The 26,817-nt window shown below is 58.4% G+C and carries 22 protein-coding genes, 1 tRNA gene and 1 pseudogene; 14 read left to right on the top strand and 10 right to left on the bottom strand.

Going from position 1 to position 26,817, the window contains the following annotated elements; all coding sequences use genetic code 11:
• The first annotated feature begins 320 nt into the window (after positions 1-320).
• From xdhA to ACR0MI_RS10650, 7 genes are all read left to right on the top strand, one after another.
• Entirely contained in the window at positions 321-1,682 is a 1,362-nt protein-coding gene (gene xdhA, locus ACR0MI_RS10680; RefSeq protein WP_170614848.1) for a xanthine dehydrogenase small subunit, read from the top strand.
• Positions 1,679-4,081: a xanthine dehydrogenase molybdopterin binding subunit gene (gene xdhB, locus ACR0MI_RS10675; protein WP_480854330.1), complete on the top strand. Its 2,403-nt coding sequence runs from the start codon at positions 1,679-1,681 to the stop codon at positions 4,079-4,081. The genes xdhA and xdhB overlap by 4 nt, the downstream gene beginning before the upstream one ends.
• A complete protein-coding gene (xdhC, locus tag ACR0MI_RS10670; protein WP_170614850.1) occupies positions 4,081-5,016 on the top strand; it encodes a xanthine dehydrogenase accessory protein XdhC in 936 nt (311 codons plus the stop codon). Before xdhB ends, xdhC begins: the two co-directional genes overlap by 1 nt.
• Positions 5,013-6,530: an ABC transporter ATP-binding protein gene (locus ACR0MI_RS10665; protein ID WP_170614851.1), complete on the top strand. Its 1,518-nt coding sequence runs from the start codon at positions 5,013-5,015 to the stop codon at positions 6,528-6,530. Before xdhC ends, ACR0MI_RS10665 begins: the two co-directional genes overlap by 4 nt.
• Before the next feature lie 63 nt (positions 6,531-6,593).
• The gene (locus ACR0MI_RS10660) at positions 6,594-7,676 is read left to right on the top strand and encodes an ABC transporter permease (RefSeq protein WP_170614852.1); all 1,083 of its coding nucleotides are present in this window, start codon (positions 6,594-6,596) and stop codon (positions 7,674-7,676) included.
• 3 nt (positions 7,677-7,679) lie between these two features.
• On the top strand, positions 7,680-8,600 hold the full coding sequence (locus ACR0MI_RS10655) for an ABC transporter permease (RefSeq protein WP_170614853.1): 921 nt from the start codon (positions 7,680-7,682) through the stop codon (positions 8,598-8,600).
• A gap of 35 nt (positions 8,601-8,635) precedes the next feature.
• Entirely contained in the window at positions 8,636-9,709 is a 1,074-nt protein-coding gene (locus tag ACR0MI_RS10650; protein WP_170614854.1) for a BMP family ABC transporter substrate-binding protein, read from the top strand.
• A 229-nt stretch (positions 9,710-9,938) separates the two neighbouring features.
• On the opposite strand, the pseudogene ACR0MI_RS10645 reads toward ACR0MI_RS10650, so the two are convergent.
• Together ACR0MI_RS10645 and ACR0MI_RS10640 are read right to left on the bottom strand one after the other, a co-directional pair.
• Positions 9,939-11,171, bottom strand: a pseudogene (locus tag ACR0MI_RS10645) (HlyD family secretion protein).
• A gap of 3 nt (positions 11,172-11,174) precedes the next feature.
• Complete coding sequence (locus tag ACR0MI_RS10640; protein ID WP_480442174.1) at positions 11,175-11,576, bottom strand: hypothetical protein; 402 nt, start codon at positions 11,574-11,576, stop codon at positions 11,175-11,177.
• Between the two features lie 129 nt (positions 11,577-11,705).
• Here ACR0MI_RS10640 and ACR0MI_RS10635 point away from each other — a divergent pair, with 129 nt between their 5' ends.
• The 3 genes from ACR0MI_RS10635 to ACR0MI_RS10625 all read left to right on the top strand — a co-directional run bounded on the left by ACR0MI_RS10635 (position 11,706) and on the right by ACR0MI_RS10625 (position 13,833).
• Positions 11,706-12,779 (top strand): FAD-dependent oxidoreductase, encoded by a 1,074-nt coding sequence (locus ACR0MI_RS10635; protein WP_170614856.1) that lies wholly within the window; start codon positions 11,706-11,708, stop codon positions 12,777-12,779.
• Positions 12,776-13,429 carry a DUF938 domain-containing protein gene (locus ACR0MI_RS10630; RefSeq protein WP_170614857.1) on the top strand — a complete coding sequence of 218 codons (654 nt, stop codon included), beginning with the start codon at positions 12,776-12,778 and terminating at the stop codon, positions 13,427-13,429. Before ACR0MI_RS10635 ends, ACR0MI_RS10630 begins: the two co-directional genes overlap by 4 nt.
• 65 nt (positions 13,430-13,494) lie before the next feature.
• Entirely contained in the window at positions 13,495-13,833 is a 339-nt protein-coding gene (locus ACR0MI_RS10625; protein WP_170614858.1) for a carboxymuconolactone decarboxylase family protein, read from the top strand.
• A 68-nt stretch (positions 13,834-13,901) separates the two neighbouring features.
• Here ACR0MI_RS10625 and ACR0MI_RS10620 read toward each other — a convergent pair whose 3' ends face one another.
• From ACR0MI_RS10620 to ACR0MI_RS10605, 4 genes are all read right to left on the bottom strand, one after another.
• On the bottom strand, positions 13,902-16,409 hold the full coding sequence (locus tag ACR0MI_RS10620) for a GcvT family protein (protein ID WP_170614859.1): 2,508 nt from the start codon (positions 16,407-16,409) through the stop codon (positions 13,902-13,904).
• 180 nt (positions 16,410-16,589) lie between these two features.
• Entirely contained in the window at positions 16,590-17,987 is a 1,398-nt protein-coding gene (locus ACR0MI_RS10615) for an FAD-binding oxidoreductase (protein ID WP_480854324.1), read from the bottom strand.
• A gap of 23 nt (positions 17,988-18,010) precedes the next feature.
• Positions 18,011-19,804, bottom strand: coding sequence for a gamma-glutamyltransferase (gene ggt / locus ACR0MI_RS10610; protein ID WP_170614861.1), 1,794 nt, complete (start codon positions 19,802-19,804; stop codon positions 18,011-18,013).
• 70 nt (positions 19,805-19,874) lie between these two features.
• A complete protein-coding gene (locus ACR0MI_RS10605; RefSeq protein WP_170614862.1) occupies positions 19,875-20,861 on the bottom strand; it encodes a 2-hydroxyacid dehydrogenase in 987 nt (328 codons plus the stop codon).
• 138 nt (positions 20,862-20,999) lie between these two features.
• Here ACR0MI_RS10605 and ACR0MI_RS10600 point away from each other — a divergent pair, with 138 nt between their 5' ends.
• The gene (locus ACR0MI_RS10600; RefSeq protein ID WP_170614863.1) at positions 21,000-21,521 is read left to right on the top strand and encodes an SH3 domain-containing protein; all 522 of its coding nucleotides are present in this window, start codon (positions 21,000-21,002) and stop codon (positions 21,519-21,521) included.
• A 15-nt stretch (positions 21,522-21,536) separates the two neighbouring features.
• Here the strand turns inward: ACR0MI_RS10600 and ACR0MI_RS10595 are convergent, their stop codons facing one another.
• Positions 21,537-22,043 carry a ferritin gene (locus ACR0MI_RS10595; RefSeq protein ID WP_170614864.1) on the bottom strand — a complete coding sequence of 169 codons (507 nt, stop codon included), beginning with the start codon at positions 22,041-22,043 and terminating at the stop codon, positions 21,537-21,539.
• Positions 22,044-22,295: 252 nt separating this feature from the next.
• Here ACR0MI_RS10595 and ACR0MI_RS10590 point away from each other — a divergent pair, with 252 nt between their 5' ends.
• Together ACR0MI_RS10590 and ACR0MI_RS10585 are read left to right on the top strand one after the other, a co-directional pair.
• Positions 22,296-23,285 (top strand): NADPH:quinone reductase, encoded by a 990-nt coding sequence (locus ACR0MI_RS10590; RefSeq protein WP_170614865.1) that lies wholly within the window; start codon positions 22,296-22,298, stop codon positions 23,283-23,285.
• A gap of 89 nt (positions 23,286-23,374) precedes the next feature.
• Positions 23,375-23,449, top strand: a tRNA-Gln gene (locus ACR0MI_RS10585).
• A gap of 222 nt (positions 23,450-23,671) precedes the next feature.
• Here the strand turns inward: ACR0MI_RS10585 and ACR0MI_RS10580 are convergent.
• The 3 genes from ACR0MI_RS10580 to ACR0MI_RS10570 form a co-directional block, all read right to left on the bottom strand.
• Positions 23,672-24,025, bottom strand: coding sequence for a hypothetical protein (locus ACR0MI_RS10580; RefSeq protein WP_058279967.1), 354 nt, complete (start codon positions 24,023-24,025; stop codon positions 23,672-23,674).
• Between the two features lie 188 nt (positions 24,026-24,213).
• The gene (locus ACR0MI_RS10575; protein WP_058279966.1) at positions 24,214-25,209 is read right to left on the bottom strand and encodes an HIT domain-containing protein; all 996 of its coding nucleotides are present in this window, start codon (positions 25,207-25,209) and stop codon (positions 24,214-24,216) included.
• A 181-nt stretch (positions 25,210-25,390) separates the two neighbouring features.
• A complete protein-coding gene (locus tag ACR0MI_RS10570; protein ID WP_170623303.1) occupies positions 25,391-25,948 on the bottom strand; it encodes a hypothetical protein in 558 nt (185 codons plus the stop codon).
• Between the two features lie 90 nt (positions 25,949-26,038).
• Here ACR0MI_RS10570 and ACR0MI_RS10565 point away from each other — a divergent pair, with 90 nt between their 5' ends.
• Entirely contained in the window at positions 26,039-26,605 is a 567-nt protein-coding gene (locus ACR0MI_RS10565) for a Crp/Fnr family transcriptional regulator (RefSeq protein ID WP_170623301.1), read from the top strand.
• Positions 26,606-26,817: the final 212 nt, after the last annotated feature.

Genomic DNA, 26,817 nt, shown 5'->3' with positions numbered 1-26,817 from the left:
CGGAGTTGCAAAAGCAGGAACCGCAGCTTTGAAATGCCGGAAAAATCGGCGGCGATTATTCGGCTTTTTCAGAAGGTGCTTCGGGGACGGCAGACCCATTCTACCAAAAATCGCTTTAATAACAACCGACTGACCGTTATGAAAAAGCGACATTCACAAGTCGCGGGTGCCTAATGGTGTATCATACAGGCAGTTTTTCTTGCCAGACAAGGCGCGCTGTTTCTAACATCTGACGGCAAGCTATCCGCCCGCCACTCTTTCTACGTCGCATCGAAGGAGGGCCTAACGGGCGCAACTGGGTAACGCGACGGGTTTCTCGTATGAATATCACGTTTCTTCTGAACGGAGAGACAGTGGAGCTGGCGGACGTCAATCCGACAGCGACCCTGCTGGACTGGTTGCGCGAAGATCGTGGCCTGACCGGCACCAAGGAGGGCTGCAACGAAGGCGATTGCGGGGCCTGCACCGTCATGGTGACGGATGAGGGTGGCCACAAGGCGCTGAATTCCTGCATCCTGTTCCTACCGCAATTGCATGGCAAAGCAGTCCGCACCGTCGAAGGTGCCAGCGGCCCGAATGGCGAGTCCCATCCTGTTCAGCAGGCGATGGTTGATCTGCACGGGTCGCAGTGCGGCTTTTGCACCCCCGGTTTCGTCATGTCGATGGTGGCAAGCCACGCCAATGGTGCCACGGATCACGACACACAGCTTGCCGGAAACCTGTGCCGGTGCACGGGATACGCCCCGATCATTCGCGCGGCTGCAGCGGCCGAGGCGCAACCGGTTCCGGTTTGGGTCAAGGACAAGCCGGTGGCAACGCGGGTGACTTCGCCCATGCTGCCGGGGTCAACGGATGAACTGGCGGCAGTTTATGCTCAGCATCCTGACGCCACCCTGGTTGCCGGCGCGACCGATGTTGGGCTTTGGGTCACGAAACAACTGCGGGATCTCGACCCGGTGATTTTCCTGAACCGTTGCGATGACCTGAAGGAAATCACCATCACGGATGATGACATCCGTTTTGGTGCGATGGTCGACATGAACCGCATGGGTGAGGCGCTAACCGATCTGCACCCCTCCTACGCCGAGATGATCCGCCGTTATGCCAGTGTTCAGGTGCGGCACGCGGCGACCGTTGGTGGTAATATCGCCAACGGCTCGCCCATCGGGGACAACCCGCCCGCCCTGATTGCCTTGGGTGCAACGCTGCATCTGCGCAAGGGTGACGCGCGTCGCTCGATCCCGCTGGAAGAGTTCTTCATCGACTATGGCAAGCAGGACCGCGCGCCGGGCGAATTCGTCGAAGCGGTCAGCTTCGCACGTCAGGAAGATCGCCTGAAAGCCTACAAACTCAGCAAACGGTTTGATCAGGATATTTCGGCCGTTTGCGGGTGTTTCAACATCATTGTGGCAGACGGTGTCGTCGCTGATGCGCGTATCGCGTTCGGCGGCATGGCTGGCATTCCCAAGCGCGCTTCGAATGTCGAAGCGGCCCTGACAGGCAAACCCTGGACACATGAGACTGTTCAAGCCGCTATCCCAGCCTTTGCCAACGACTTCACGCCGATGACGGATATGCGCGCCTCGGCCACCTACCGATTGGAGACCGCAAAAGCGATGCTTGAGAGGTACTTCCTCGAAGATCAGGGTGAAGTCACAAACGTTTTGGAGGTGTCGGCATGAGTGTGACCAAACCCCTCCCCCATGACGCGGCGCCGCTGCATGTCTCTGGAACCGCGCGCTATGTGGATGACATTCCGACACCCAAGGGATCGCTGCATCTGGCCTTTGGCCTTAGCCCGATTGCCAAGGGTACGATCACGTCGATGGATCTGTCAGCGGTGAAAGCTGCCGATGGGGTCGTCATGGTCATGACCGCCGATGATCTGCCTTTTGCAAATGACGTCTCTCCGTCGATCCATGACGAGCCCTTGCTGTCGGATGGCACGATCCACTACATTGGCCAGCCCGTTTTCCTTGTTATCGCCACCAGCCATCTGGCCGCGCGCAAGGCAGCCCGGCTGGGCAAGATCGACTACGCCGAAGAAACCCCGATCCTGACGGTCGAAGAGGCTTTGGCCGCGGACAGCCGGTTCGAAGATGGTCCCCGTATTTATGCCAAAGGTGACGCTGATGCCGCCATCGCCGGGGCCGCGCATGTCATCGAAGGCACGTTCGAGATCGGCGGGCAGGAGCATTTCTATCTGGAAGGTCAGGCCGCGCTGGCCGTGCCAAATGAGGGCGCGGATATGCTGGTGCACAGCTCGACCCAACACCCGACCGAGATTCAGCACAAAGTGGCGGATGCCTTGGGTGTTCCCATGCATGCCGTTCGTGTTGAGACCCGCCGCATGGGCGGAGGTTTTGGCGGCAAGGAAAGTCAGGGCAACGCTCTGGCCGTATCCTGTGCCGTGGCCGCCCGCGCCACCGGCAAGACCTGCAAGATGCGCTATGACCGCGACGATGACATGATCATCACCGGCAAACGCCACGCCTTCCGTATCGCATACAAGGCCGGTTTCGATAAAAACGGGCACATTCAGGGTGTTTCCTTCCTGCAATATGCCATTTGCGGCTGGGCGCAGGACCTGTCCCTGCCTGTCGCCGACCGTGCGATGCTGCATTCCGACAACGCCTATCTGTTGCCAAATGCGCGGATCGAAAGCCACCGGCTGAAAACCAACACCCAATCCGCCACCGCTTATCGCGGCTTTGGCGGGCCGCAGGGTATGGTTGGTATCGAACGCGTCATGGACCACGCAGCCTATGAATTGGGCTTGGACCCGGTCGAACTGCGCCGCCGGAATTATTACGAACCGACTCATGCTGTCGCGGACGCTGAGCCTGCGGAAAAACCTCTGGGCCATCCCGATCCGCACGAAGACCTGACCAGCCGCGGCGCTGTTGAGATGGGGGACGCCCCCGTGCGCCCCTTGCCCGCAGGCGGCAACACCACGCCCTACGGGATGGAAGTCAGCGATTTCGAATTGCACGGAATGACCGAAAAGCTGCTGAAAACCAGCGATTACGCGTCACGCAAGACGGCCATCGAGAAGTGGAACGCCGAGAACAGAGTGATTAAGAAGGGCATCGCTTTTGCCCCGGTCAAGTTCGGTATTTCCTTCACGCTGACCCACCTGAACCAGGCGGGTGCGCTGGTGCATGTGTATCAGGACGGCTCTGTCCACCTGAACCATGGCGGCACCGAAATGGGTCAAGGCCTGTTTCAGAAGGTCGCGCAAGTTGCGGCCTCGCGCTTTGGTATTCCGCTCGAGATGGTGAAGATCACCGCAACCGATACCGCGAAGGTACCCAACACCTCGGCGACGGCAGCTTCGTCGGGCAGCGATCTGAACGGTATGGCGGTGAAAGCCGCCTGCGACACGATCCGCGACCGGATGGCCGATTATCTGGCCGAACGCCATCAGGCCGATCCGTCGGCGGTGACATTCTCGGATGGCTATGTCTCGATCGGAGAGGAACGCTATACCTTCGCCGAAGCTGCCGCACTGGCTTATCAGGGCCGCATCAGCCTGTCGGCGACCGGGTTTTACAAAACACCCAAGATCGAGTGGGACCGGATCAAGGGCCGGGGTCGCCCGTTCTTTTACTTTGCCTACGGTGCCTCGATCACCGAGGTCGCAGTAGACACGCTGACCGGTGAAAACCGCATCCTGCGCACGGATATCCTGCACGACGCAGGTGCGTCGCTGAACCCGGCGCTGGACATCGGACAGGTCGAAGGCGGGTACGTTCAGGGCGCAGGCTGGCTGACGACCGAGGAACTGGTTTGGGACGGCAAGGGCAATCTGAGCACCCATGCGCCGTCGACGTACAAGATTCCGGCCTGTTCCGACCGGCCCGACATATTCAATGTCGCGCTCTGGGATGGCGAAAACCGCGAGGACACGATCTATCGGTCGAAAGCGGTCGGAGAGCCGCCTTTCATGCTGGGCATTTCCGCCTGGCTGGCACTGTCAAATGCAGTGGCGGCTTGCGGGGACAGCTATCCGGCATTGGATGCGCCCGCCACGGCCGAAGAGGTCTGGCGCGGGGTCCAAAGGATGAAGGGAGGCATCTGATGGGATTTGATCGGGAGGCTTTGAGGGAGGCGGTCAATACCCACGGAAAAGTTGTCCGGGTGGTTATCGCCGGGATCAAGGGGTCGTCCCCGCGCGAGGTCGGGGCCGCGATGCTGGTCTGGAAAGACGGGCAGTCCGGCACGATCGGAGGCGGCACTTTGGAATTTCAGGCGGCGGAAGCTGCAAGAACACAAGCCGTTTCGTCCCGCCTGACGCAACATGCGCTTGGCCCCGATCTGGGCCAGTGCTGCGGTGGTGCTGTGACGCTGCTCAGCGAGATCTATGATTTTGATGCGGTGGAAGGGCTGGATGACAATATCATCGCTCGCCCGGTTTCGACAGGCGCGATGCCGCTGTCGGTCAAACGGATGCTGGCGCAAGCCCGGGGTCAGGGTGTCGAACCCGAAGCTCAGTTGTTAGACGGCTGGATGGTCGAGCCGGTTCACACACCGGCCCGCAATCTGTGGATCTGGGGCGCCGGCCATGTGGGACGTGCCCTGGTCGATGTCCTGTCCCCTCTGCCCGATCTGGCAATCACCTGGGTCGATACCGGGCCTGAGCGGTTCCCGGAAACGGTGCCGCCGGGTGTAACCGCTGTTCCGGCCGCCAAGCCAGCGGAACTGGTTCGCCATGCACCGCGCGATGCCGAGCATTTGGTCCTGACCTACTCGCACAATCTGGACCTGGAGCTTTGCAACAGGCTGCTTTTGCACGATTTCCGCTTTGCCGGGCTGATCGGCTCGGCTACGAAATGGGCGCGATTCCGATCGCGGCTGGCGGCACTTGGGCACTCGCCCGAGCGGATCAGCCGGATAAGCTGTCCAATCGGTGATCCGTCACTGGGCAAACACCCGCAGATGATTGCCGTTGGCGTCGCGGCGCAGCTTTTGCGCCCTGCCCGGCAGAACGAGTTGAAAAAGGACCTGAGCGCGTGACCACTCCATTGTTAAGCTTGCAGGGGCTGACCAAAGCCTATCCCGGCGTCGTGGCCAATGATCAGGTGTCCTTTGACATCGGCGAAGGCGAAGTTCACGCCCTGCTGGGTGAAAACGGCGCCGGCAAATCCACGCTGGTAAAGATGATCTACGGGCTGGTGAAGCCCGACAGCGGCACGATGCTGTTGCGCGGCCAATCCTTTGCGCCGCCGGAGCCCCGTGCCGCACGGGCCGACGGGATCGCGATGGTGTTCCAGCATTTCTCGCTGTTCGACGCACTGAATGTGGCCGAGAACATCGCATTGGGGATGGAGAACCCGCCACCCATGGGCGATCTGGCCTCGCGTATCCGGCAAGTGTCCGAAACCTACGGTCTGCCGCTGGACCCGTATCGCACGGTTGGTGATCTGTCTGCGGGCGAACGTCAGAGGGTCGAGATCATCCGCTGTCTGTTGCAGGAGCCCAAGCTCTTGATCATGGATGAGCCGACCTCGGTTCTGACGCCGCAGGAGGTAGATATCCTATTCGAGACGTTGAACAAATTGCGGTCCGAAGGAACCTCGATCCTTTATATCTCGCACAAGCTGGAAGAAATTCGCACGCTGTGTGATCACGCCACGATCCTGCGTCTGGGCAAGAATGTGGGCGAATGCGTTCCGTCCGAGACCTCGGCGCGGGACATGGCCGAGATGATGGTCGGTTCGACCCTGCAAACGCCGGAACGATCGGGGCGAGAGTTCGGGGACGTTGCGCTGGATGTCAGCGGATTGTCGGTGCCCTCGCCTTCTGAGTTCGGGACCGCGCTGAAGAATGTGCATATGACCGTCCGAAAGGGCGAGGTTCTGGGCATCGGGGGTGTTGCGGGCAATGGGCAGGACGAATTGCTTGGCGTGCTGTCCGGAGAAATTCAGACAACAGCCGACGCGATCAAGTTCAATGGACAACCGATTGGCAAATTGGGTCCGACCGCACGGCGAAAGCTGGGTGTTCTGACCGCTCCCGAGGAGCGGTTGGGTCATGCGGCCGCTCCGGATATGAGCCTTACCGAAAATGCCCTGCTGACTGGATCGGTCCGTGAAGGGTTGGAGAACAACGGGTTTCTGAAATGGGCCGAGACCAAGAGTTTCGCCGAAAAGATCATCAAGGCCTTTGATGTCCGCACGCCCGGGCCGGAAAATGCGGCCCGGTCTCTGTCCGGCGGCAACCTGCAGAAATTCGTTATCGGACGCGAAGTGTTGCAAAACCCCGACGTTCTGGTGGTGAATCAGCCCACTTGGGGTGTGGATGCGGCCGCGGCGGCCTCAATCCGACAGGCCATTCTGGATCTTGCAGCCAAGGGTACTGCCGTCATTTGCATCAGCCAGGATCTGGATGAGCTGATGGAGATCTCGGACAGTTTTGCCGCGTTGAATGAAGGACGCCTGAGCGCGCCACGCACGACCACAGGTCTGACCGTGGATGAGATCGGCCTGATGATGGGCGGCGCGCATGGCATGGAGGTGGCTCATGTGTAGACAGATTGACCGCCTCCGGCGGGAGTATTTTCAAAAAGATGAAGAACTTGGAGGGATGAGCAGGTGATTGTGTTGGAGAAACGGCCGCAGCCGTCCAAGGCGTGGTCTTATGCGACCCCTCTGGTGGCCGTGCTGGCAACGATGGTGTTTGGCGGGCTTTTGTTCGCTATTCTGGGCAAGAACCCGCTGCAGGCAATCGGCACCATCTTTTGGGAGCCATTGTTCGGTGAGTTTTCCTTCTACTACCGGCCGCAACTGCTGGTGAAAGGCGCGCCGCTGGTGCTGATCGCGATTGGCCTTTCGCTGGGTTTCCGGGCCGGCATCTGGAATATCGGTGCCGAGGGTCAGTATATCATGGGCGCCATATTCGGCGCTGCTGCGGGACTTGCGTTCTACCCATTGGAGGGCTGGTACATCTTCCCGATAATGGTGATCGCCGGTGCGTTTGGTGGCTGGCTGTGGGCGATGATCCCGGCCTTTTTGAAAGTGCGCTTTGGAACCAACGAAATCCTTGTTTCGCTGATGCTGGTCTATGTGGCCGAGCAGATGCTGGCCTCGGTTTCTCTTGGCCTGCTGAAGAATCCCGAAGGGTTCGGCTTTCCCGGCTCGCGCAACCTGCAATCCTATGAAAGCGCGCATAATGCCGAACTGATTGCGGGATCGGGGATGCACTGGGGTGTCGTGACCGCCTTGATCGCGGTGATCTTTGCCTATGTGCTGCTGAACCGTCACATGCTGGGTTTTCACATCCGCCTGACAGGTGAGGCACCGCGGGCGGCGAAATTCGCCGGTGTAAACCCTGCTCGTCTGATCCTGTTCTGCCTGGGCCTGTCCGGTATGCTGGCCGGGTTGGCAGGCATGTTCGAGGTCTCGGGACCGGCCGGTGTCGTCAGCATCGATTTCAACGTGGGCTACGGCTTTACTGCGATCATCGTGGCCTTTCTGGGCCGCCTGCACCCGGTGGGTATCCTGCTGGCCGGTGGCCTGATGGCGCTGACCTACATTGGCGGCGAAATCGCCCAGTCTCAGATGGGCCTGCCGGCCGCAGCCATTCAGGTGTTCCAGGGGATGCTTCTGTTTTTCCTGCTGGCTTTCGATCTTCTGACAAACTACCGCATCCGTGCGGCCCGTAGCGAGGTGGCGTGACCCATGGACCTTGGTGAAATCAATCCCGTACTTCTGGTCGCCTCGCTGATGGTGGCCGCAACCCCCCTGCTTCTGGCCGCGATCGGAGAGCTTGTCGTCGAAAAGGCTGGCGTTCTGAACCTTGGCGTCGAAGGCATGATGATTGTGGGCGCGATCAGCGGTTTTGCAATCTCGGTCGAAACCGGCTCGCCTTGGCTGGGGTTCATCGCGGCTGCCATCGGTGGAGCCGTTCTGTCCCTTCTGTTCGTCCTGCTGACGCAAGTGGCGCTGGCCAATCAGGTCGCCAGTGGCCTCGCGCTGACGCTGTTCGGTCTTGGGTTCAGTGCATTGATGGGGCAGAGCTATGTAGGGATCAAACCGCCCAGCATGGGCGACATCCATATCCCTGTGCTGAGCGATATCCCGGTCATTGGCCCGATCCTGTTCCAGCACGATCCGATCCTATATGTCGGGATCGCTCTGACGGCCGCCGTCTGGGCCACGCTGAAATACACCCGTGTTGGTCTGATCCTGCGCGCGGTGGGTGAAAACCACGATGCGGCGCACGCCCTGGGCTACAAGGTCATCAAGATCCGCATCATGGCGATCCTGTTCGGCGGAGCCTGCGCCGGACTTGGCGGCGCGTACATCAGCCTGATCCGTGTTCCGCAGTGGACCGAGGGCATGACCGCCGGTGTTGGCTGGATTGCTCTGGCTCTGGTCGTGTTCGCAAGCTGGAAGCCGTGGCGTGCATTGTTGGGTGCTTATTTGTTTGGCGGAATCACAGTGTTGCAGCTTAATCTGCAGGCAGCGGGCGTTGCCATTCCAGTCGAGTATCTGGCAATGTCGCCATACATCATCACGATCCTTGTGCTTGTGATCCTTTCGGCCGACAAGAGCAGCGCACCTGCCTCACTGGGCCGGACCTTCCATGCCTCGCACTAGACGGGGCCAACTGAACCAACTTGGGGAGTAACTAAATGAAATTCACAACACTTCTGACAAGCGCCGCCATGGCGCTGGGTCTGGCGACAAGCGCCATGGCCGAAGACAAAACCAAGGTCGGGTTTGTTTATGTCGGCCCCGTGGGCGACGGCGGCTGGACCTATGAACACAACAAGGGCCGTCTGGCCGTTGAAGAGCATTTCGGTGACAAGGTCGAAACCGTGTTTGTTGAATCGGTGCCCGAAGGACCGGACGCCGAGCGTGTGATGACTCAGATGGCGCTGGAAGGTGCTGACCTGATCTTTACCACCTCGTTCGGCTACATGGACCCGACCATCAACGTGGCCAAGAAATTCCCGAACGTGAAGTTCGAGCACGCAACCGGCTACAAGACTGCCGACAACGTCTCGGTCTATTCGGCACGCTTTTATGAAGGCCGCGCCGTTCAGGGCCACATCGCAGGGAAAATGACCCAGTCGAACATCGTCGGTTACATCGGCTCGTACCCAATCCCCGAAGTGATCCGCGGCATCAACTCAGCCTACATCCACGCCAAGAAGGTGAACCCGGCTGTCGATTTCAAAATCGTCTGGGCCTACACTTGGTTCGACCCGGCGAAAGAGGCCGACGCGGCCACTGTTCTGATCGAACAGGGTGCGGACGTGATCCTGCAGCATACCGACTCGACCGCGCCGCAGGCGGCCGCGCAAGAGGCAGGCAATGTCATCACGTTCGGTCAGGCCTCGGACATGAGCGAATACGCCCCGAAGCCGCGCGTATCCTCGATCATCGACAACTGGGCGCCTTACTACATCGCGCGCACCCAGGCCGTTATGGATGGATCGTGGGAAACCGTGAACACCTGGGACGGCATCAAGGAAGGCATGGTTGAGATTGGCGAAATCTCGGACGCAGTGCCTGCTGACGTGAAAGAGGAAGCGCTGGCCATGAAGGCAGCCATTGCTGACGGCAGCTACCACCCGTTCACCGGCCCGCTGAAAAAGCAGGACGGCAGCGACTGGCTGGCCGAAGGTGAAGTTGCCGATGACGGTACTCTGGCCGGTATGAACTTCTATGTCGAAGGTCTGGAAGGCGAGATTCCGCAGTAAACACTGTAAGATTGAAACATTAGGGTTGGCCCTCGGGCCAACCCTTTTTTGTTTCCGTGGCAGCTACGGCACGGCAGATCGCCAGAATACAGCAGGACCTGATTTCAGTTGGCGACTGTTCCCCATCGCCCCAAGCAAAGCCCTATCCATACTGGCTGTCGTTCGCCAGCGTGCTTGCGAACCGCTGCCGCAAGACCGGCCGTTGCGTGTTAACCGGCAAGCAGATTGATCAATGCCCGCTCAGAACCAGCGTGTTGACCGGCATCAAGATCAGGCGCAGGCGCAGGCCAGCCGCGTGGACGACACCGATCGTGTCGACGACATGCAGAAACGCAGCCTCCCAGAAACCCAGGTCTTCATGCTCCAGCCGCTCGTGGTTGTCCGTGTACACATTTGCCAGACAATTGCTGCCCGCCGGAATGTCGTCCGCCATGCCTTTGTACAGCGGTTCGAGATAGACAAGGATCGACCCGGGCACCGTATTGGTCTGCACATCGCGCAATTCGTCCGAGGGGCGGATCTGACCCGAGGGGATCACGTCCTGCACCTCGACCACAACCATCGGGATCACCGTAAACGGTTTGGTCATGCAGCCAAGTTCTCCGATCATGCCGGGCTTGATGACCTGTGCGGACAGCTGATTGAAGGCCGCCTGGAACCGGTCATGACCGGACGAGGACGGAACCAGAATACCAGCCGGGCGCAGCAGCGGGCTGACATAGTCGCCGACCTGCAATCCGAACTGTTCGACACGGCCCGTGACCCCCGCATTGATGACGGTTTTGTCCAGCTCGGTCAGTGCCGCGTCCAATTGTGCATTGGCGCTAGCCAGTTGCGCGGGAATCAACTCTTCGATCTGTTGCACGACCGCAGCGCGCCGGGATTGGGCTGCTGTCACTTGGGCTTCACGCTCGGCCACCAGGTTTTCCAGGCGGTCGATTTCGGCCAGACGCACAGCGCTTGATCCTTCGTCGCGCAAGGTCGTGTTGCGCTCAAGATCCTCCAGCGCCTGATCAAGTGCGGCCTTTGCGCCGGCAATCCCGGCTTCCGCCTCGGCCAGATCGGTTTGTGCGACTTTCAGCGAGGCCTGAACCTGCGCGATTTCAGCATGCGCCGCCTCGACCTGCGCGGTCTGGGTCAGATCCTCGATCCGGAAGATCGGTTGCCCGGCCGTGACCTGTTCGTTGTTACGAACGTAAACCTCGGACACACGCCCGCCCAGTTGCGGCAGGATGGTGACAGTGCGGAAATAGGACGCCGCCGTGCTGCTGGCGGGATGAAAATAAAACAGGGTGGTGATCACGGTCAGCGCCAGAATGGCACAGGTGGTCAGACCCCAGCGCAGTTCGTACCACATGGTGAACAGTGTGATCTCATGTCCGATCCGCTTGCCCTGAACATAGCGTCAAAACAGATAATCCGGCAGTACCGTGACCAGCGCACACATCAATGTCTCAAGCATGAATTAGTGCTCCTGCTGCGGTTCTTGTGCCGGTTGTGGCGCGGGTGGTTCCGGCGCGCGCTGCGGCGCCAGGGACCGGATGGCATCGGCAATTCCACGCAGGGGTGCAGCAAAATCCGGGAACTGAAACCCGGCCACAAGGATCGCCGCGACCCAGAACAGACCGTTATGAGTGAACAACGCCAGCAGCGCCAGAATACCCACCAGCTGAAATTGCGGATGGTTGGACTGGTGTGCAATTTTCTCGGGGATCGAATGCAGGGTGAAATATGCAACCCCAAGCAAAACAATCACGACAACAGTAAAAACCAGCATGAAAGTGAAAAGAAAATCGCTTCCGTCTGCCTGTGTCACGTAGGACGGAATATGTCCCGTGGCCATCGGGTGTAAATCTGCGGCGTTCACCCTGCCCTCCCTTTATCTGATTGCCCACTGTTTGAATGGGTTGAAGCGCAAATTCAAGCCTGCTTGAATGACCTGACCCCGCTTCACGGGTTGTGTTCCAAAAACATCGATTCAGACGGGTAAAACGAGTTGATTGATTTTCTGATCATTGGCGGCGGCATCGCCGGTCTGAGCGCGGGCGCACGCCTGTCGCAATTTGGCTCTGTCACCGTGCTGGAAGCAGAAGACGCGCTGGGGTATCACGCTTCGGGTCGGTCGGCTGCCCTGTTCGAAGAAAGCTATGGGCCACCGTCGGTGGTCGCGTTGAACAGGGCCGGTGCGCAGTTTCTGCAATCCGATAACGGCGGTTATCTGACACCTCGGGGGATCATGCTGGTTGCGGCACCCCATCAGGCCGAAGAATTCAGGAAAGATGCCGAAAACCTGAGCGTGGCGCCGATTTCCACGGAAGACGCCTTGGCCCGTGTCCCGATCCTGGACCCGGACACGCTGGCATTCGCGGCAGTTGGTCATGCCGCGTTTGACATCGACACGGACCGGTTGTTGCAGGATTTTGCCCGAACCATACGAAAGAACGGCGGCCAAATTCTGACCAGGCGCAAGGTCAATGCAATCAGCAAGCCCCGGCACTGGGAAATAAAGGCAGATCAGGTTTATCAGGCCCGGATGCTGGTCAATGCCGCTGGCGCATGGGCTGATGAAATCGCGGAACTGGCCGGGATCGCACCGCTCGGCATCACGCCGTATCGCAGATCGATGGCCCGCATTCCTGCGCCGGGCGGATATGACGTGCGCGGCTGGCCCATGATGCTGGGTGCCGGCGACAGCTGGTATGCCAAGCCGGACGCGGGAAACCTTATCGTGTCCCCGAGCGAGGCTGATCCCGTCGCCCCCCACGATGCCTATGCCGATGACATGGTTCTGGCTGAAGGGTTGGCCCGGTATGAAGCGATGGTCACGGAACCCGTCAACCGGGTTTTGGCGAACTGGGCGGGATTGCGCAGCTTTGCCCCGGACGGAACTCTGGTTCTGGGGCCTGATCCCGGCGACCCTTCATTCGTCTGGTCCGTCGGTCAGGGCGGTTACGGGTTTCAAACCGCACCCGCTGCATCACAGCTTGTCGCGGATCTGACAACAGGCGCCGCCCCCGAACTGGATCAGGAAACAGTCGCCGCTTTGAGCCCGGCGAGGTTTAACGCATGACCCGCCGCAAGTTGCCCTCGAACGCGAGCGTTGCGACGCCGGAGGCCGGCGGCAAATTGGTTGCTCCGGCCGCGAGCCGGAACAGCGGTGTTCTTTGCGACCTGTTGCTGCAATGGGCACCGCGTTCAGGTTCCGCGCTTGAGATTGCCAGCGGCACAGGCCAGCATGTCAGTGCCATTGCGACCGTCCTGCCCGAAGTCAATTGGCAACCGACCGAAATTGATCCTGTTCGCCGCGCCAGCATCGACGCCTATACAACGGCCCTGGCCAACGTATCGAAGGCCGCGCATCTGGATGCCACAACCGAGGGCTGGCACAAGCAGTTTGCAGAGTTCGACCTTGTGGTCCTGATCAACCTGCTTCACCTTATCAGTTGGGACGAAACAATGACGCTTCTGACGGAAGTCGCCCGGGCGCTGTGCGTAAATGGGCGTTTTGTCCTTTATGGCCCATTCAAGCGTTCCGGTACCCTGACCAGCGACGGTGACCAACGCTTTCATGACGCCCTTTTCCAGCAAGACCCTGAAATCGGGTACAAAAACGATGATGACATCGCCGAATTCATGGAAGGGCAAGGATTGAGTGTTGTCGAAAGAGTGGAGTTGCCTGCAAATAATCTTGCCTTCATAGCGGATAAACGCGGCAACTGATCAAGATCAAAGTCTGATGGTGACCTTCGATATATTCCGTTTTTTGTATATAACGGAGAACGTCAATGACCTGGACGACAAAACTGTCTGAAACCCGAAGCGGTTTGCGGAACCTGAATGGGGCGATTCCCGACACGGCGCGCGCCTTCGGCGCATTGGGAAAATCCGTCAAAGAAGGCGGTGCGTTGGACTACAAGATCAAGGAATTCATCGCCCTTGGGATGTCGATCGCCGTGCGCTGTGAACCCTGCATCTCATTGCACACAGAAGCTCTTGTGAAAGCCGGGGCTTCACGCGACGAAGTCTCGGACGTGCTTTCAATGGCCATCCAGATGGGCGGCGGACCATCCATGATGTACGCGGCCAAGGCATTGGAATGTTTCGACGAACTTTCCAATAAGTAACAATTCGTTACACTACAAGCCAAGCGCAAAAGGCGGCGCAATTCAAGTGCACCGCCCATGGTCCTAACTTAACCGTCCTTACGGATGGTTTCGTTTTTCGGATCGTAGGGGCTGTCGCAGGTCACGACCGCATCCCACAGCTTGTCCTGCATCTTGACCTGCAGCTTGGTGCCTTCGACCGCCAGCTCGGGCTTCACATAGCCCATGCCGATGGATTTCTCAAAGGCCACCGAATATCCACCCGAGGTCAGACGACCCACGCGCTCACCTTCCGGCGTGTACAGCGCCTCGCGGCCCCACGGGTCGGCATCGTCCGGGCCGTCGATCAGCAGGGTGCAGCATTTCACGCGCACGCCGGTCTCTTCCAGCTTGGCCTTGCCGTAGAAGTCCTTGGACAGGTCGACAAAACGCGGCAGATCGGCTTCCAGCGGGGTTGCATCGCGGCCCAGTTCGGTGCCGAAGGCGCGATAGGATTTCTCCTGACGCAGCCAGTTCTGAGCGCGTGCACCGACCAGCTTCATACCGTGCTTCTCACCAGCTTTTTCCAGCAGGTCGAACAGGTAGTTCTGCATCTCGATCGGGTGGTGCAGTTCCCAGCCCAGCTCACCGGTATAGGCCACACGGATCGCGTTGACCGGGCACATACCCAATTCGATCTGACGGGCCGACAACCACGGGAAGCGCTTGTTGGACAGTGCGGTTTCCGGATCGGCGTCTTTGATGATCTCTTTCAGAACGTCACGCGACTTGGGTCCGGCGATGGCGAAGACGCCCCACTGGGTGGTCACGTCCTGAATCTCGATGTAACCGAACTCCTCCATCTTGTCCTCGGCCGCCTTGCGCAGATAGTCGGCGTCATACTCGGTCCAGGCACCGGCAGAGACGATGTAGTAGTTGTTCTCGCCGTTGCGGACGATGGTGTATTCGGTGCGGGTGGTGCCGTGCGAGGTCAGCGCGTAGGTCAGGTTGATGCGTCCGACCTTGGGCAGCTTGTTGCAGGTGAACCAGTCCAGGAACTGGGTCGCACCGGGGCCTTTGACGACATGCTTGGTGAAGGCCGACGCGTCGATCAGGCCAACGCCTTCGCGGATCGCCTTGGCTTCTTCGACGGCATGTTGCCACCAGCCACCACGGCGGAACGAGCGGTTTTCCTTGTCGAAGTTGTCAGGTGCATCGACGGGGCCGAAATAGTTCGGGCGTTCCCACCCGTTGACCCATCCGAACTGTGCGCCACGTGCTTTCTGCCGATCATAGGCCGGAACGGTACGCAGCGGACGGCAGGCTTCACGCTCTTCATCCGGGTGGTGCAGGATGTAGACGTGCTCATAACACTCTTCGTTCTTGCGCGCCGCGAACTCGGTGGTCATCCAGTTCGACGAATAGCGTTTCGGGTCCAGCGAGGCCATGTCGATCTCAGCTTCGCCATCGACCATCATCTGAGCCAGATAATAGCCGGTGCCGCCCGCGGCGGTGATCCCGAACGAGAAACCTTCGGCCAGCCACATGTTGCGCAGGCCTGGTGCCGGACCAACCAGCGGGTTGCCGTCGGGGGTATAGCAGATCGGGCCGTTGAAGTCGTCCTTCAAGCCGGACTCGGCACAGGACGGCACACGCTCGGCCATTGCCATATACTGATCCGCGATCCGGTCCAGATCCAGCGGGAACAGGTCGGCACGGAAGCTGTCCGGCACGCCATGTTCAAAGCGCGCGGGTGCGCCGTGCTCATAGATACCCAGAATCCAGCCGCCACGCTCTTCACGCGCGTAGGACTCGTTGTCGGCGTCACGCACAACGGGGTGTTCCGGGTTGCCTGCTTCGCGCCATTTGACCAGCTCGGGGTCTTTGTCCATGACGATGAAGGTGTGCTCAACCGGGATGGCAGGCATCTTGATGCCCAGCATCTTGGCAGTGCGCTGTGCGTGGTTGCCCGATGCGGTCACGACATGCTCGGCTGTGATCACGACCTTCTCGTCGCTTTCGACAAGGTTGCCACCCTTTTCCACCATTTTGGTGCAGGTGACTTCCCAATGGGTGCCGTTCCAGTGGAACGCGTCGGCCTGCATCTTGCGCACGATATCGACGCCACGCTGACGGGCCCCCTTGGCCATCGCCTGCGTTACGTCCGCAGGGTTAATATAGCCGTCTTCGGTGTGATAGATCGCGCCCTTCAGGTCCGAGGTCTCGATCAGCGGCCAGCGTTCCTTGATCTGCTCCGGTGTCAGCCACTCGTAGGCGACGTCGCAGGTTTCGGCTGTGGACGCATAGAGCATGTATTCATCCATACGCTCTTGCGTCTGCGCCATGCGCAGGTTGCCGACCACGGCAAAACCAGCGTTCAGGCCGGTTTCCTCCTCGAGCGTCTTGTAGAAATCGACCGAGTATTTGTGGATGTGAGTTGTCGCATAGGACATGTTGAACAGCGGCAGCAGACCGGCGGCGTGCCATGTCGATCCGGACGTCAATTCGTCCCGCTCGATCAGCATCACATCGTCCCAGCCCGCCTTGGCCAGATGATACGCAATCGAGGTGCCGACGGCGCCGCCGCCAACGACCAGTGCTTTGACTTGGGTTTTCATGTGCCCGCTCTCCGGAATGAATCTGTTTGGCATGGTTTATGACGAATGGCGCATCTGACCGCAAAGTCCATCCGACGCAAAAACGGACAAAACCGACCTTAGTGCACGAACAAAAGAAGTTCGGTCAGCTGAAGATCGCTGAATTTGAGTATTTGGGAAAAGATGAAGCGGCAGGGCCGCTCACAATATCTTGCCCGGGTTCATGATATTGTCCGGATCCAAAGCAGATTTGATTGCGGCCATGTAATCCAACGCGGCCCCAAGCTCTCGATGAAGGTAGGGTCGCTTGCCTTGCCCGATGCCATGTTCACCCGTGCAAGTTCCGTCCATAGAGATGGCCAGATCATTCAGCCAGCCGACGAATTGTTCAGCATTGGACACCTCGGCTGTATTGTCCATGTCGATCAACAACAGAGTGTGGAAGTTGCCGTCCCCGACATGCCCTACCATCGGCGCGACCAGGCCCAGCTCGGCCGCTTTGGCCTGCGTGGCAGTCACACATTCGGAGAGACGCGAGATCGGGACGCAGACATCGGTCGAAATACCACTTGTGCCGGGTCGCAACTGCAGACACGCCCAGTACATGTCGTGGCGGGCCTGCCAAAGCCTGTTACGTTCTTCCGTGGTCGAGGTTGCGGCGAAATCGGTACCGCCAAACTCATCCGCGATGTGTCCGAAGGTTTCGGCCTGTTCGATGGCACCGGATTCGGACCCGTGAAACTCGAGCAGCAAGAGCGGTGTTTCAGGGAGAGCCAGGCCGGAATAGGCATTGGCCGCCTTGACCGACAACTCGTCCAGCAATTCGATCCGGGCCACGGGGATGCCGTATTGGATCGTCATCATGACGGCCTGACAGGCCGCATCTACGGAGGGAAAAGAACTCCGGGCTGAACTGATCGCCTCGGGGATGCCCTGAAGGCGCAGCGTCAGTTCGGTGATAATGCCCAAGGTGCCCTCGGCCCCGATCAGCAGTCGGGTCAGGTCATATCCGGCCGAGGATTTTTTGGCCCTGTGACCAGTGCGAATGATCCGCCCATCCGGCATCACGGCCTCGAGGCTGAGTATATTGTCCTTCATCGTGCCGTAGCGGACGGCATTTGTGCCTGACGCGCGGGTCGCAGCCATCCCGCCCAGCGAGGCATTCGCCCCCGGGTCGATGGGAAAAAACAGGCCCTGATCCCGCAGATACGAATTCAGATCCTCACGCGTGACACCGGGTTGCACAAGACAGTCCAGATCACCGGCATTGACGGCCAGTATCTTGTTCATCTGGCTCAGATCAACACAAACCCCACCTGCGGGCGCGTTCACGTGCCCTTCCAGCGAAGTGCCGGTTCCAAATGCAATCACCGGCACTTTGTGAAGGGCACAGGTGCTGACGATATCCGAGACTTCTGCGGTTGAGTGTGGAAAGACCACCGCGTCCGGCGGCTGGTTTTCTATCCAGGTCGTTGTATGCCCATGCTGCTCGCGGATGGCATCACCCGTTTGCAGCCGGTCCCCGAATGTCTGTTTCAGGATACCGATTGCGGTTGCAATCCCGTCCTCATTCCGGGGCAAAGCGTTTGCCTGCACCATGGTCTTTCCTTTCTGTCGCCCGGTTATTCACCCAGCGCTATACCTTCACGACGCGGGTCTGCGCCACCGCTCAGAACCTCTCCGATTTCGATGGCATGCAGGCCCGAGGTCAGATCCCGGGCATTCACTTCGAAACCCAGCTCGGTCAGGGCATCCAGGAAACCTTCTGCACCGGTGCCCAACTCGACATCATATGTCCCAAAGCGGTTGACCAGATGCGGCAGGGAAACGGCCTGCTGCACATCCATACCCCAATCGGCCCAGGCGATGATCGATTTGGCGACATACCCGATGATGCGGCTGCCGCCGGGTGAACCTATGGCCAGCACCGGAGCACCGTCCTGCATGACGATGGTCGGGCTCATCGACGAGCGGGGGCGTTTGCCGGGTTCAAGCCGGTTGGCAATCGGGACGCCGTCCTTGTGCGTTCGGAACGAGAAATCCGTCAGTTCATTGTTCAGCAGGAAGCCGCTTGTCATCAGCCGCGAGCCAAAGCCGTTTTCGATTGTCGTCGTCATCGACAGCACATTCCCATACCGGTCAACGATCGAGATATGCGACGTCGACGGCAGCTCCAGAGAAACATCATCCGCCAGGTTCAGGGCGTGGTCGAACTCGGGCTTGCCGGGTGTTGCCTCGGTCAGGGCACCTTCCTGGTTCAGCAGCGAACCGCGCTGGGAAAGATAGTCCGGGTCCACCAGACCGGCGGTCGGCACCGGGACGAAATCGCTGTCAGCCATGTAGCGACCGCGATCGGCAAATGCCAGTCTTGAGGCGTCACCGATCAATCGCCACGCTTCGGGATTTTCCGGCCCGAGGCCAGCCAGATCGTAGCCGTCCAGCATTCCCAGAATTTGCCCGACCGTCAGGGCACCTGATGATGGCGGGCCCATGCCGCAGACCTCATAGGCCCGGTAGGCCGCGCAAACCGGCGCGCGCTCTACCACCTGATAGAGCGCGAGGTCGATCCCGGACAACACACCCGGATTGCCCGGCGCCGAGCGAACTGTGTTCACGATGCCCGCAGCAATATCGCCACCGTAGAACCCGGCTGAGCCTTCACCTGCCAAGGTGCGAAGCGTTTCGGCATATTCCGGGTTTGTCAGCCGCTGCCCCTGTTCCAAAGGTGCCCCACCGGGCAGGAAATATTCGGCCGTAGCAGGAAAACGCGCCAGACGCTCGGCGTCGTTCGCGACCAAAGCCGCCAGTCGAGGCGACACCAGAAATCCGTCATCGGCCAGCGCGATGCCGTCCTTGAACAACGAGGGCCATGAGCTGCGCCCCCAGCGCCGATGCGCTTCTTCGAGCAAGGCAGGCGTACCGGGCGTTCCCACAGAAAGGCCGCCGACAACGGCATCGAAGAACTTCAGCGGCTCTCCGTTTTCGTCCTGAAACAGCGTGGGTCTTGCCGCGAGCGGTGCAGTTTCACGCCCGTCCAGAGTGGTCAGCTGACCGCTGGCCGCATCGTACCAGACCAGAAACGCGCCACCGCCCAGACCTGACGATTGCGGCTCGACCAATCCCAGAACAACCTGAACGGCAACCATCGCGTCCGCCGCCGTGCCCCCGTCGCGCAGCACCCGCGCGCCCGCCTCGACCGCAAGCGGGTTGGCGGCGGCCACCATCCAGTCTTGCGCTTCAACCGGGGCCCCGGCCATCTTCGCTTCAAGCGCTGCGATCACCTCAGCGGTCAGCGCCTGCGCCTCACCTTCGGTCGCCGCCTCGGGCGACACCGCGTCCGCAGTTTCCTGAGCGAATACCGAAGTGGTCGAGACAGCCACAGACAGAAGCAGTCCTGAAATCAATCCCCGTTTCATAGTGTCCTCTCAATCTAATAATGATGAAATACACGATCGCCCCGGCATTTCCGACCGGGGCGTCATTTTGTCAAAGCATTGATGGCACCACCTGATCCGGTGGGCGATGCCCGTCCTCGAAGGTTTTGATATTGATGATAACCTTCTCGCCCATCTCAATCCGCCCCTCCAGCGTGGCGGACCCCATGTGCGGCAACAGGACAACGTTGGGCAGTTGCCTCAGGCGCGGGTTGACGTCGGTACCGTGTTCGTAGACATCCAACCCTGCCCCCGCGATTTCGCCTGACCGGATCATGCGGGTCAGCGCATTTTCATCGACCACCTCACCGCGCGAGGTGTTCACAAGGACAGCCGACGGTTTCATCAGTTTCAGACGACGTGCGTTCATCAGATGAAAGCTTGACGGGGTCGACGGGCAGTTGACCGAGATGACATCCATCCGCGATACCATCTGGTCCAGGCTCTCCCAATAGGTCGCTTCAAGTTCTTCTTCGATCTCGGGGCGCAGCCTGCGGCGGTTGTGGTAATGCACCTGCATTCCGAACGCGGCGGCACGGCGCGCGACAGCCTGACCGATCCGGCCCATGCCGAGGATGCCAAGCCGGCGACCGCCGATCCGCCCTCCAAGGAATGCCGTGGGCGCCCATCCCGTCCAATCGCCCTTTTGCATGATCGCCAGCCCCTCGGGGATACGGCGTGTGACGGCCAATATCAGCGCCATTGTCATATCCGCGGTATCATCGGTCAGAACACCGGGTGTGTTCGAGACCAGTATCCCACGCTGCCGCGCGGTCGCGACATCGATATTGTCGACGCCGGCGCCATAATTCGCGATCAGCCGCAGGTTTTCACCCGCCTGCCCCAGCAGTCCGCCGTCAATGGTATCCGTGACCGTCGGGACAAGGACATCCGCCTCTTTCACGGCCGCGACAAGCTCGTCGCGGGTCATGGGTGTATCATCGTCCCGCAGGCGCACATCAAACAGCTCGCTCAATCGGGTTTCCACTGCCTCTGGCAACCGTCGCGTAACGACAACACTCAGACGTTCTCTTGGCACTTTCGCCCTCCCACTGCTTTGCAAACGTGCGCGCGCCATGTCATCGTGGCGCAGGATAAGGCGGGGCACAAGAACCCCACGGCCATTGAGTCGACCTTTTTTCGAAACCCGTTGAACAGGTATAAGAGCAGGCATTCGGTGAGTGGTTTTCTATCGGTAAAACGCCCGGTTCTGGCGATCCTGTCTGTATTTCTGATCGTGTTCGGCACATTGGCGGCCAGCGCGCAGGACAAACGCGGCCCCGTCACCAACCTACCGTTGCCACGTTATGTGTCGATGAAAGCCGCTGAAGGGAATGTGCGCCGCGGGCCATCGCTGACCCATCGAATCGATTGGGTGTTCAAACGGCGCGGGATGCCGTTGCAGATCACTGCCGAATACGGAAACTGGCGCAAGGTTCAGGATCGCGACGGCGCCGGAGGTTGGGTCCACTACGCCCTGTTGTCAGGCGTACGGACCGTTCTGATCGAAAGCGACATGCTGCCGGTCTATTCCAGTCCCGACCCTGCCTCACAGGTCAGCGCTCATTTCGAAGCGGGCGTCGTGGCCCGCCTTGGAACCTGCACGGTTGACTGGTGCCGCGTCTCAGCCGGTGGCTATCGCGGCTGGACGCTGAAAGGTAACCTGTGGGGCGTTGATCCTGCAGAAATCCGGGAATAGCCCTTTCGCCGGCGTCTATTCCGGGTCGCCAACGCCGCGAGCGCCAAGCTCCTGATCCAGCATCAAAAGGTGCCAGCGATCACCGTTGGCGGCCTTTGCCTTGTCCAGCACCTGACCTATCAGATCCTCTTCCTCGATCTGCTCGTCCAGAAACCAGTTCAACATGTTCTGGGTGCTGAACTCCCTGACTTCCTGCGCCAGTTCGAACAACGCATTGATCTGACCTGTAACGGTCTTCTCCTGCGCCAGCGCCGCTTCCAGCACATCAACCGGCGACCCGAAATCCGCCTGGGGTTTGGCAATCCCGTCAATCTCTATCCGCCCCCCACGCTTGGCCAGAAACTCGAAGATACGCATAGCGTGTGCGTTTTCCTCTGCCGACTGGCTTTTGAACCACTGTGCAAAGCCCGGCAGATCCTGGGATTCGAAATAAGCGGCCATCGCAAGATAGGAATACGAGGCGTGAAGCTCATTGTTGATCTGACGGTTCAGGGCGTCTGAAACTTTGGAATTCAATTGCATTTCTGAGCCTCCTTGGCACGTGTCTTGCGGATGTCCGAAAGCTAATCCCTGAAATCCCCATTTTCAATGCGATTTCCATTTTTTATTAGTTATTTCATTATCTTAATTGACACTTTTCGCAACTGGAATTCAATTGCAGCTGGCCTGCGGCAAAACAAGGAATCCGCCGTACCTGTCGCTCCCAATCCTTTACTGGGGCTGGCAATTCACGCCGTCCCGGCTACTGTTGCGGCGAGACAAGAAGGGATGACCATGAAAGCCGTCACTTATCGCGCCTTTGGTTCCGCAGGCGACGTTCTGAAAGTACAGGATGTGCCCTCAACCCCTCCGGGGGTCGGAGAAGTCACAGTTGATCTGGCGTTTTCAGGTGCCAATCCTTCGGATGTCAAAGCCCGCGCCGGAAGCAGACCCGGCGTGACCAAGCCGCCATTCCCAGTGATCATCCCGCACAGCGACGGGTCGGGGGTTGTCGCGGCGGTTGGCGAGGGAGTCCCAACCTCAAGGATCGGTCAACGCGTCTGGCTCTGGAACGGCCAGTGGCAGCGACCGTTTGGCACAGCCGCCACTGAGATCACGCTGCCGGCCGAGCAAGCCGTGCCACTGCCCGATTCCGTGTCTTTCGAAACCGGATCCGTACTGGGCATTCCGGGCCTGACAGCATGCCACGCCGTATTCTCTGGCGGTGACATCGCGGGGCAAAGCCTGCTGATTCACGGCGGCGCTGGCACGGTCGGCTATCTGGCTGTTCAACTGGCAAAGTGGGGCGGCGCCCATGTCATCGCCACGTCCGGTCCGGGCAGTTTCGAAAGGGTTTTGCAGGCCGGAGCAGATGCGGTTCTGGACTACAATGCCCCGGACCTCGCGGATCAAATTCTGCAAGCCAACAACGGGCGCCCGATCGCCCGAATCGTCGATGTCGAATTTGGCCGGAACGTCGAGACGAACACGGCAGTCATCGCTGAAAACGGACGGATCAACACTTTTGGGTCCGCCAAGGAAATGCTTCCCGTTCTGCCCTTCTACCCCCTGATGTTCAAAGCGGTTACGCTGGAGACCATCCTGGTTTATCTATTACCCATGGCCTCCCGTTCTGCAGCAATCGAAAAACTCCACACCGCACTTGAGGCAGGTGCCTTGTATTGCCCAATCCAGCAGGTTTTTTCTATCGACGAGTGCCCGGCGGCGCACGAATTGGTCGCGACCGGACATCGCGCCGGGGCGGTCTTGATTGAAACAAAATAAAGGCTTGAAAAAATTTCTGGGGCAACCGAGATTTTTGCAGGAAAGCCCTTGAACACCGCCACCAACAATCGTAGATAGCCGCTCACCGTTGGGGTGTAGCCAAGTGGTAAGGCAGCGGTTTTTGGTACCGTGTATCGTAGGTTCGAATCCTACCACCCCAGCCATAAGAACAAGGGCGCCACGCGGTGCCCTTTCTTGTTTGGTGTCCAACTTGGTGTCCAAACGCTCTTTTCAGCGCTTGGTGCGCCTTTAGTCAAGCAAAGCCGTCACAACCGCAAAGGAAGCCAGACCGCAAAGCAGGGCCGATAGCTGCAAACGTGAGTTTGCCTGAGTGCAGAGGCGGAACACCAGCTGGCGGCTGGTGGACGATGCCCAATACCGGCAAGTTAGGTAAGTATTCGTCGCATATCTCTTTGCAACGCCGCTCTGTTTCCACGCGCACGTTTGTCTGTTGCCGCGGTGTGATTGATGCCTATCAAACGACACCTGGCTATTATCTGAGAATTCAGCGAAGCAAGCACGTCAATGCGCGGATTCTTCTTTGGAACGTCCGATTGGATAACGTAGCCTTCTTCGCGAAGCGTGTCCGCTTCAACACCAAAGTCAGCGATCAACATCGAAATTTGCGCCAAATGGATCAGGTCGGAAGGTGTCCAATCGTTGTAGGCGCGCTGTTCCTGCAGCTTTTCGAAAGTGTATCCGGCTTCCAATTCGATTAGTGACGGGTCGCACGCTTCCAAGGGCCATGGATGCAAGTTCTGGGCCGTTTGGACCAATTCGATTTGCGTTCTTGTTTCGGTTACGCGTGGCAATGTGGTTGACCTCGGTTCAGAATAATGTGGCTTAAGCTTACTATGAAAACGCAACTTGAATCACAAGAAATGAGGCGCTGGGCGCAAAATGAGATCAAGCTACTATGAACGTTTTTTCAGTACGACTGCTTTCGTGGAATGACACCGCGCACACCACCGCGTGGATTAGGCATGTCCCCATCTCGCCGCGGGATCAAGTGGACGTGGCAGTGAAAAATCGTTTGTCCGGCGGCCTCCCCGGCGTTGATGCCGACGTTGAAACCCGAAACTGAACAGTCCTTGTTGAGAATATCAGAGCGCATTTCTTCGAGCATGCGCCGCATTGCGTTCAGCTCAGGCTGAAAAAGATCGAAATAGTCTGACACATGCCGCTTCGGGATTACCAATGTGTGTAAAGGTGTAACAGGAAATCCATCTAGGATAGCGTAGCAAAGTTCGTTTTCAGCGATGACACGATCTGCTGATACTTCACAAAAGACGCACCCTTTCTCTCGATGCGCATACGCCTTCGCCACGTCGCGAAAATCAGCGTCGTCTGTATCTCGTTTATTGGTATTGCACGTGATGCAAAGTGCTTGAAAGTTGCTCAGATCATCCTGACCGCCTTTGCTACGAGGGATGATGTGATCCACATGCAAGGCGATTTCCGCGGCAGATGCACCGCATAATTCACAGCGATACTTAGCCTGCTTTAGGACTTCATAGCGAACCGACCCCGGCACATAACCCTTCGCGTTGAAGCGATGCTTCCAAATGCTGTCACCGCGTTTTTCAATGTAGTCAGCAATCTTGCCTTCACATTGGCCGATCAAAGTAGATCGATCTTCTGCGCTCATATTACTTATGTCTTTTAAGCGGTATCCAACAATCCGGCCCGCAAGTTTCACTGGGTCCACGATGCCGTTATTTGTCAGCACCTTCCCAACCATATTCTTAGTACGGATTTCGTAGTACTCGATTTGTGACCTATCGTGTAGCAGCATAGCTTTCGCGATCTGCTCGATGCTCGCTTCGCCGCCAGACTTGAGAAGCTCAAGCAGCATGACGGGTTGATAAACATGCGACATACGCATGTCCTCATTAATGTATCGCTGCAGGTGTTCAACATTCATTGCCCGCCACATTAGCGACGCGACCGCTGCTCGCAAACGGCTAAGTGGCTGTGTCTTTCCGCTTATCGATAACGACTACCTGCCTACCGCGACCTTCGATACAGTTTATTCCCAGCAGCCGCTCAAAGCGGACGTTGGAGAAACCTGCAGCGAACGGCAGCTCGGAGCCCGAAGCGGACGTTCAACTGAACTTTGGTCGCTGGCGTATTCTCCGTATAGCGAACTCGACTAGAGCAATCAGCAAGGCGGTAAACACAATCGTCGAAAAGAAAGCCTTGCTCACCGACGCCAAACTTGCCGCTGTAACCAGTGCTTCGGGAACGCCAAGACCGGCATTTAGCATCCAGACGATCAACCCATTCTCAGCATAGTCCGCGATTGCCGCAAGATAAGCTACAGCGGCAACGGCTCGATACCATCGAGCAGTCGAGCCAAAGGATTGCGACAACCAATAAAGCGAGCTGGCGCTCGAAATCACCAATATAGCCGGGTACACCGTGTCCAGTGGAATTTGCATGGTAAGATAAACTCGTCGTCCTTCTTCTCCGAGTGCGGAAATGAGTGCCAAGGCATCAGCGTAGGAATAGCCGTTTGGTCGCAAGTCAAATGCCCTAACCCCGGTGATCCGTTCAATATCTGCAAGCGGACCGAAGACCATAAGAAAGTAAACGAGCATCGCGGCGCACCAGAACAGCAGCATTCGTGAACCATGATGTGGGTAGGGAAGTGAGTTATTCATAGATTTTCTCCAACATTGACGATGCTGGACTATCAGTGCGCGGCCGGTTCAAGCATTATCATTTGATAACGTGAGTTAGGGGCGCGTAGAGTGGAAATTCATCTGAAAACCATCGAAGAATTCATGATGGAACTCCCGGACAAAGATCGGGAGACACTGGTAAATGCATTCGAAATACGTAACTGGCCAATCGGAACTTACATGTCGAGCCAAGGTGAGCGAGACGAGAATGAGTATTTCCTACTAAGTGGACGTGCGCGAAGCGTAGTCACCGATGCAGATGGTACGGAGGTAACCCTGAACCTGTACGCCGCTCCAATGGTGATAACGCCCAACATGGCCAGAACATCAGATGGATGTTCGTTGGTGGATATTGAGATTTTGGACGACGCCGTTGCTGCGACAATGCCAGCTGCGCAGTTGATGGACCTAATGGTAAATTTCCAAAGCATACGCGAATGGGGTAATAACTTGATGCGCGAGGAGTTGACCCGCAAAGTTGGACGCGAGTGGTGCCTTGCAGCATTGAGCGCGCGGCAACGTTTAGAGTGGTTTCGAAAGGTACACCCGGGGTATGAAGCGCTGTTTGCTCATTTCCACATTGCTTCATACCTGGGAATGACACCCGTCACATTGAGCAGAGCTCGTAATAGGTGATTTCAGTCAATTATTCTTAGGCGAAGGCGGTCGTAGTTCGGAACCATTCACTTGCTAGCAATGGCGGTTTTGTCCCGCAAGGCAGACATTAACTGAATTTACCCGAATGACCGCACCGAGCCCATTGTGCTCATTAGTCGGGAACGCAGCATTCGACAAAATGGGCGGACATCGGACCTTAGCTGCGACCGCGAAGTGGTCAGGCTCCGCAA

Source organism: Ruegeria sp. D4, from assembly GCF_056534475.1.
The sequence above is the reverse complement of the archived record's forward strand: the minus strand, read 5'-3'. Positions and strand labels throughout refer to the sequence as shown.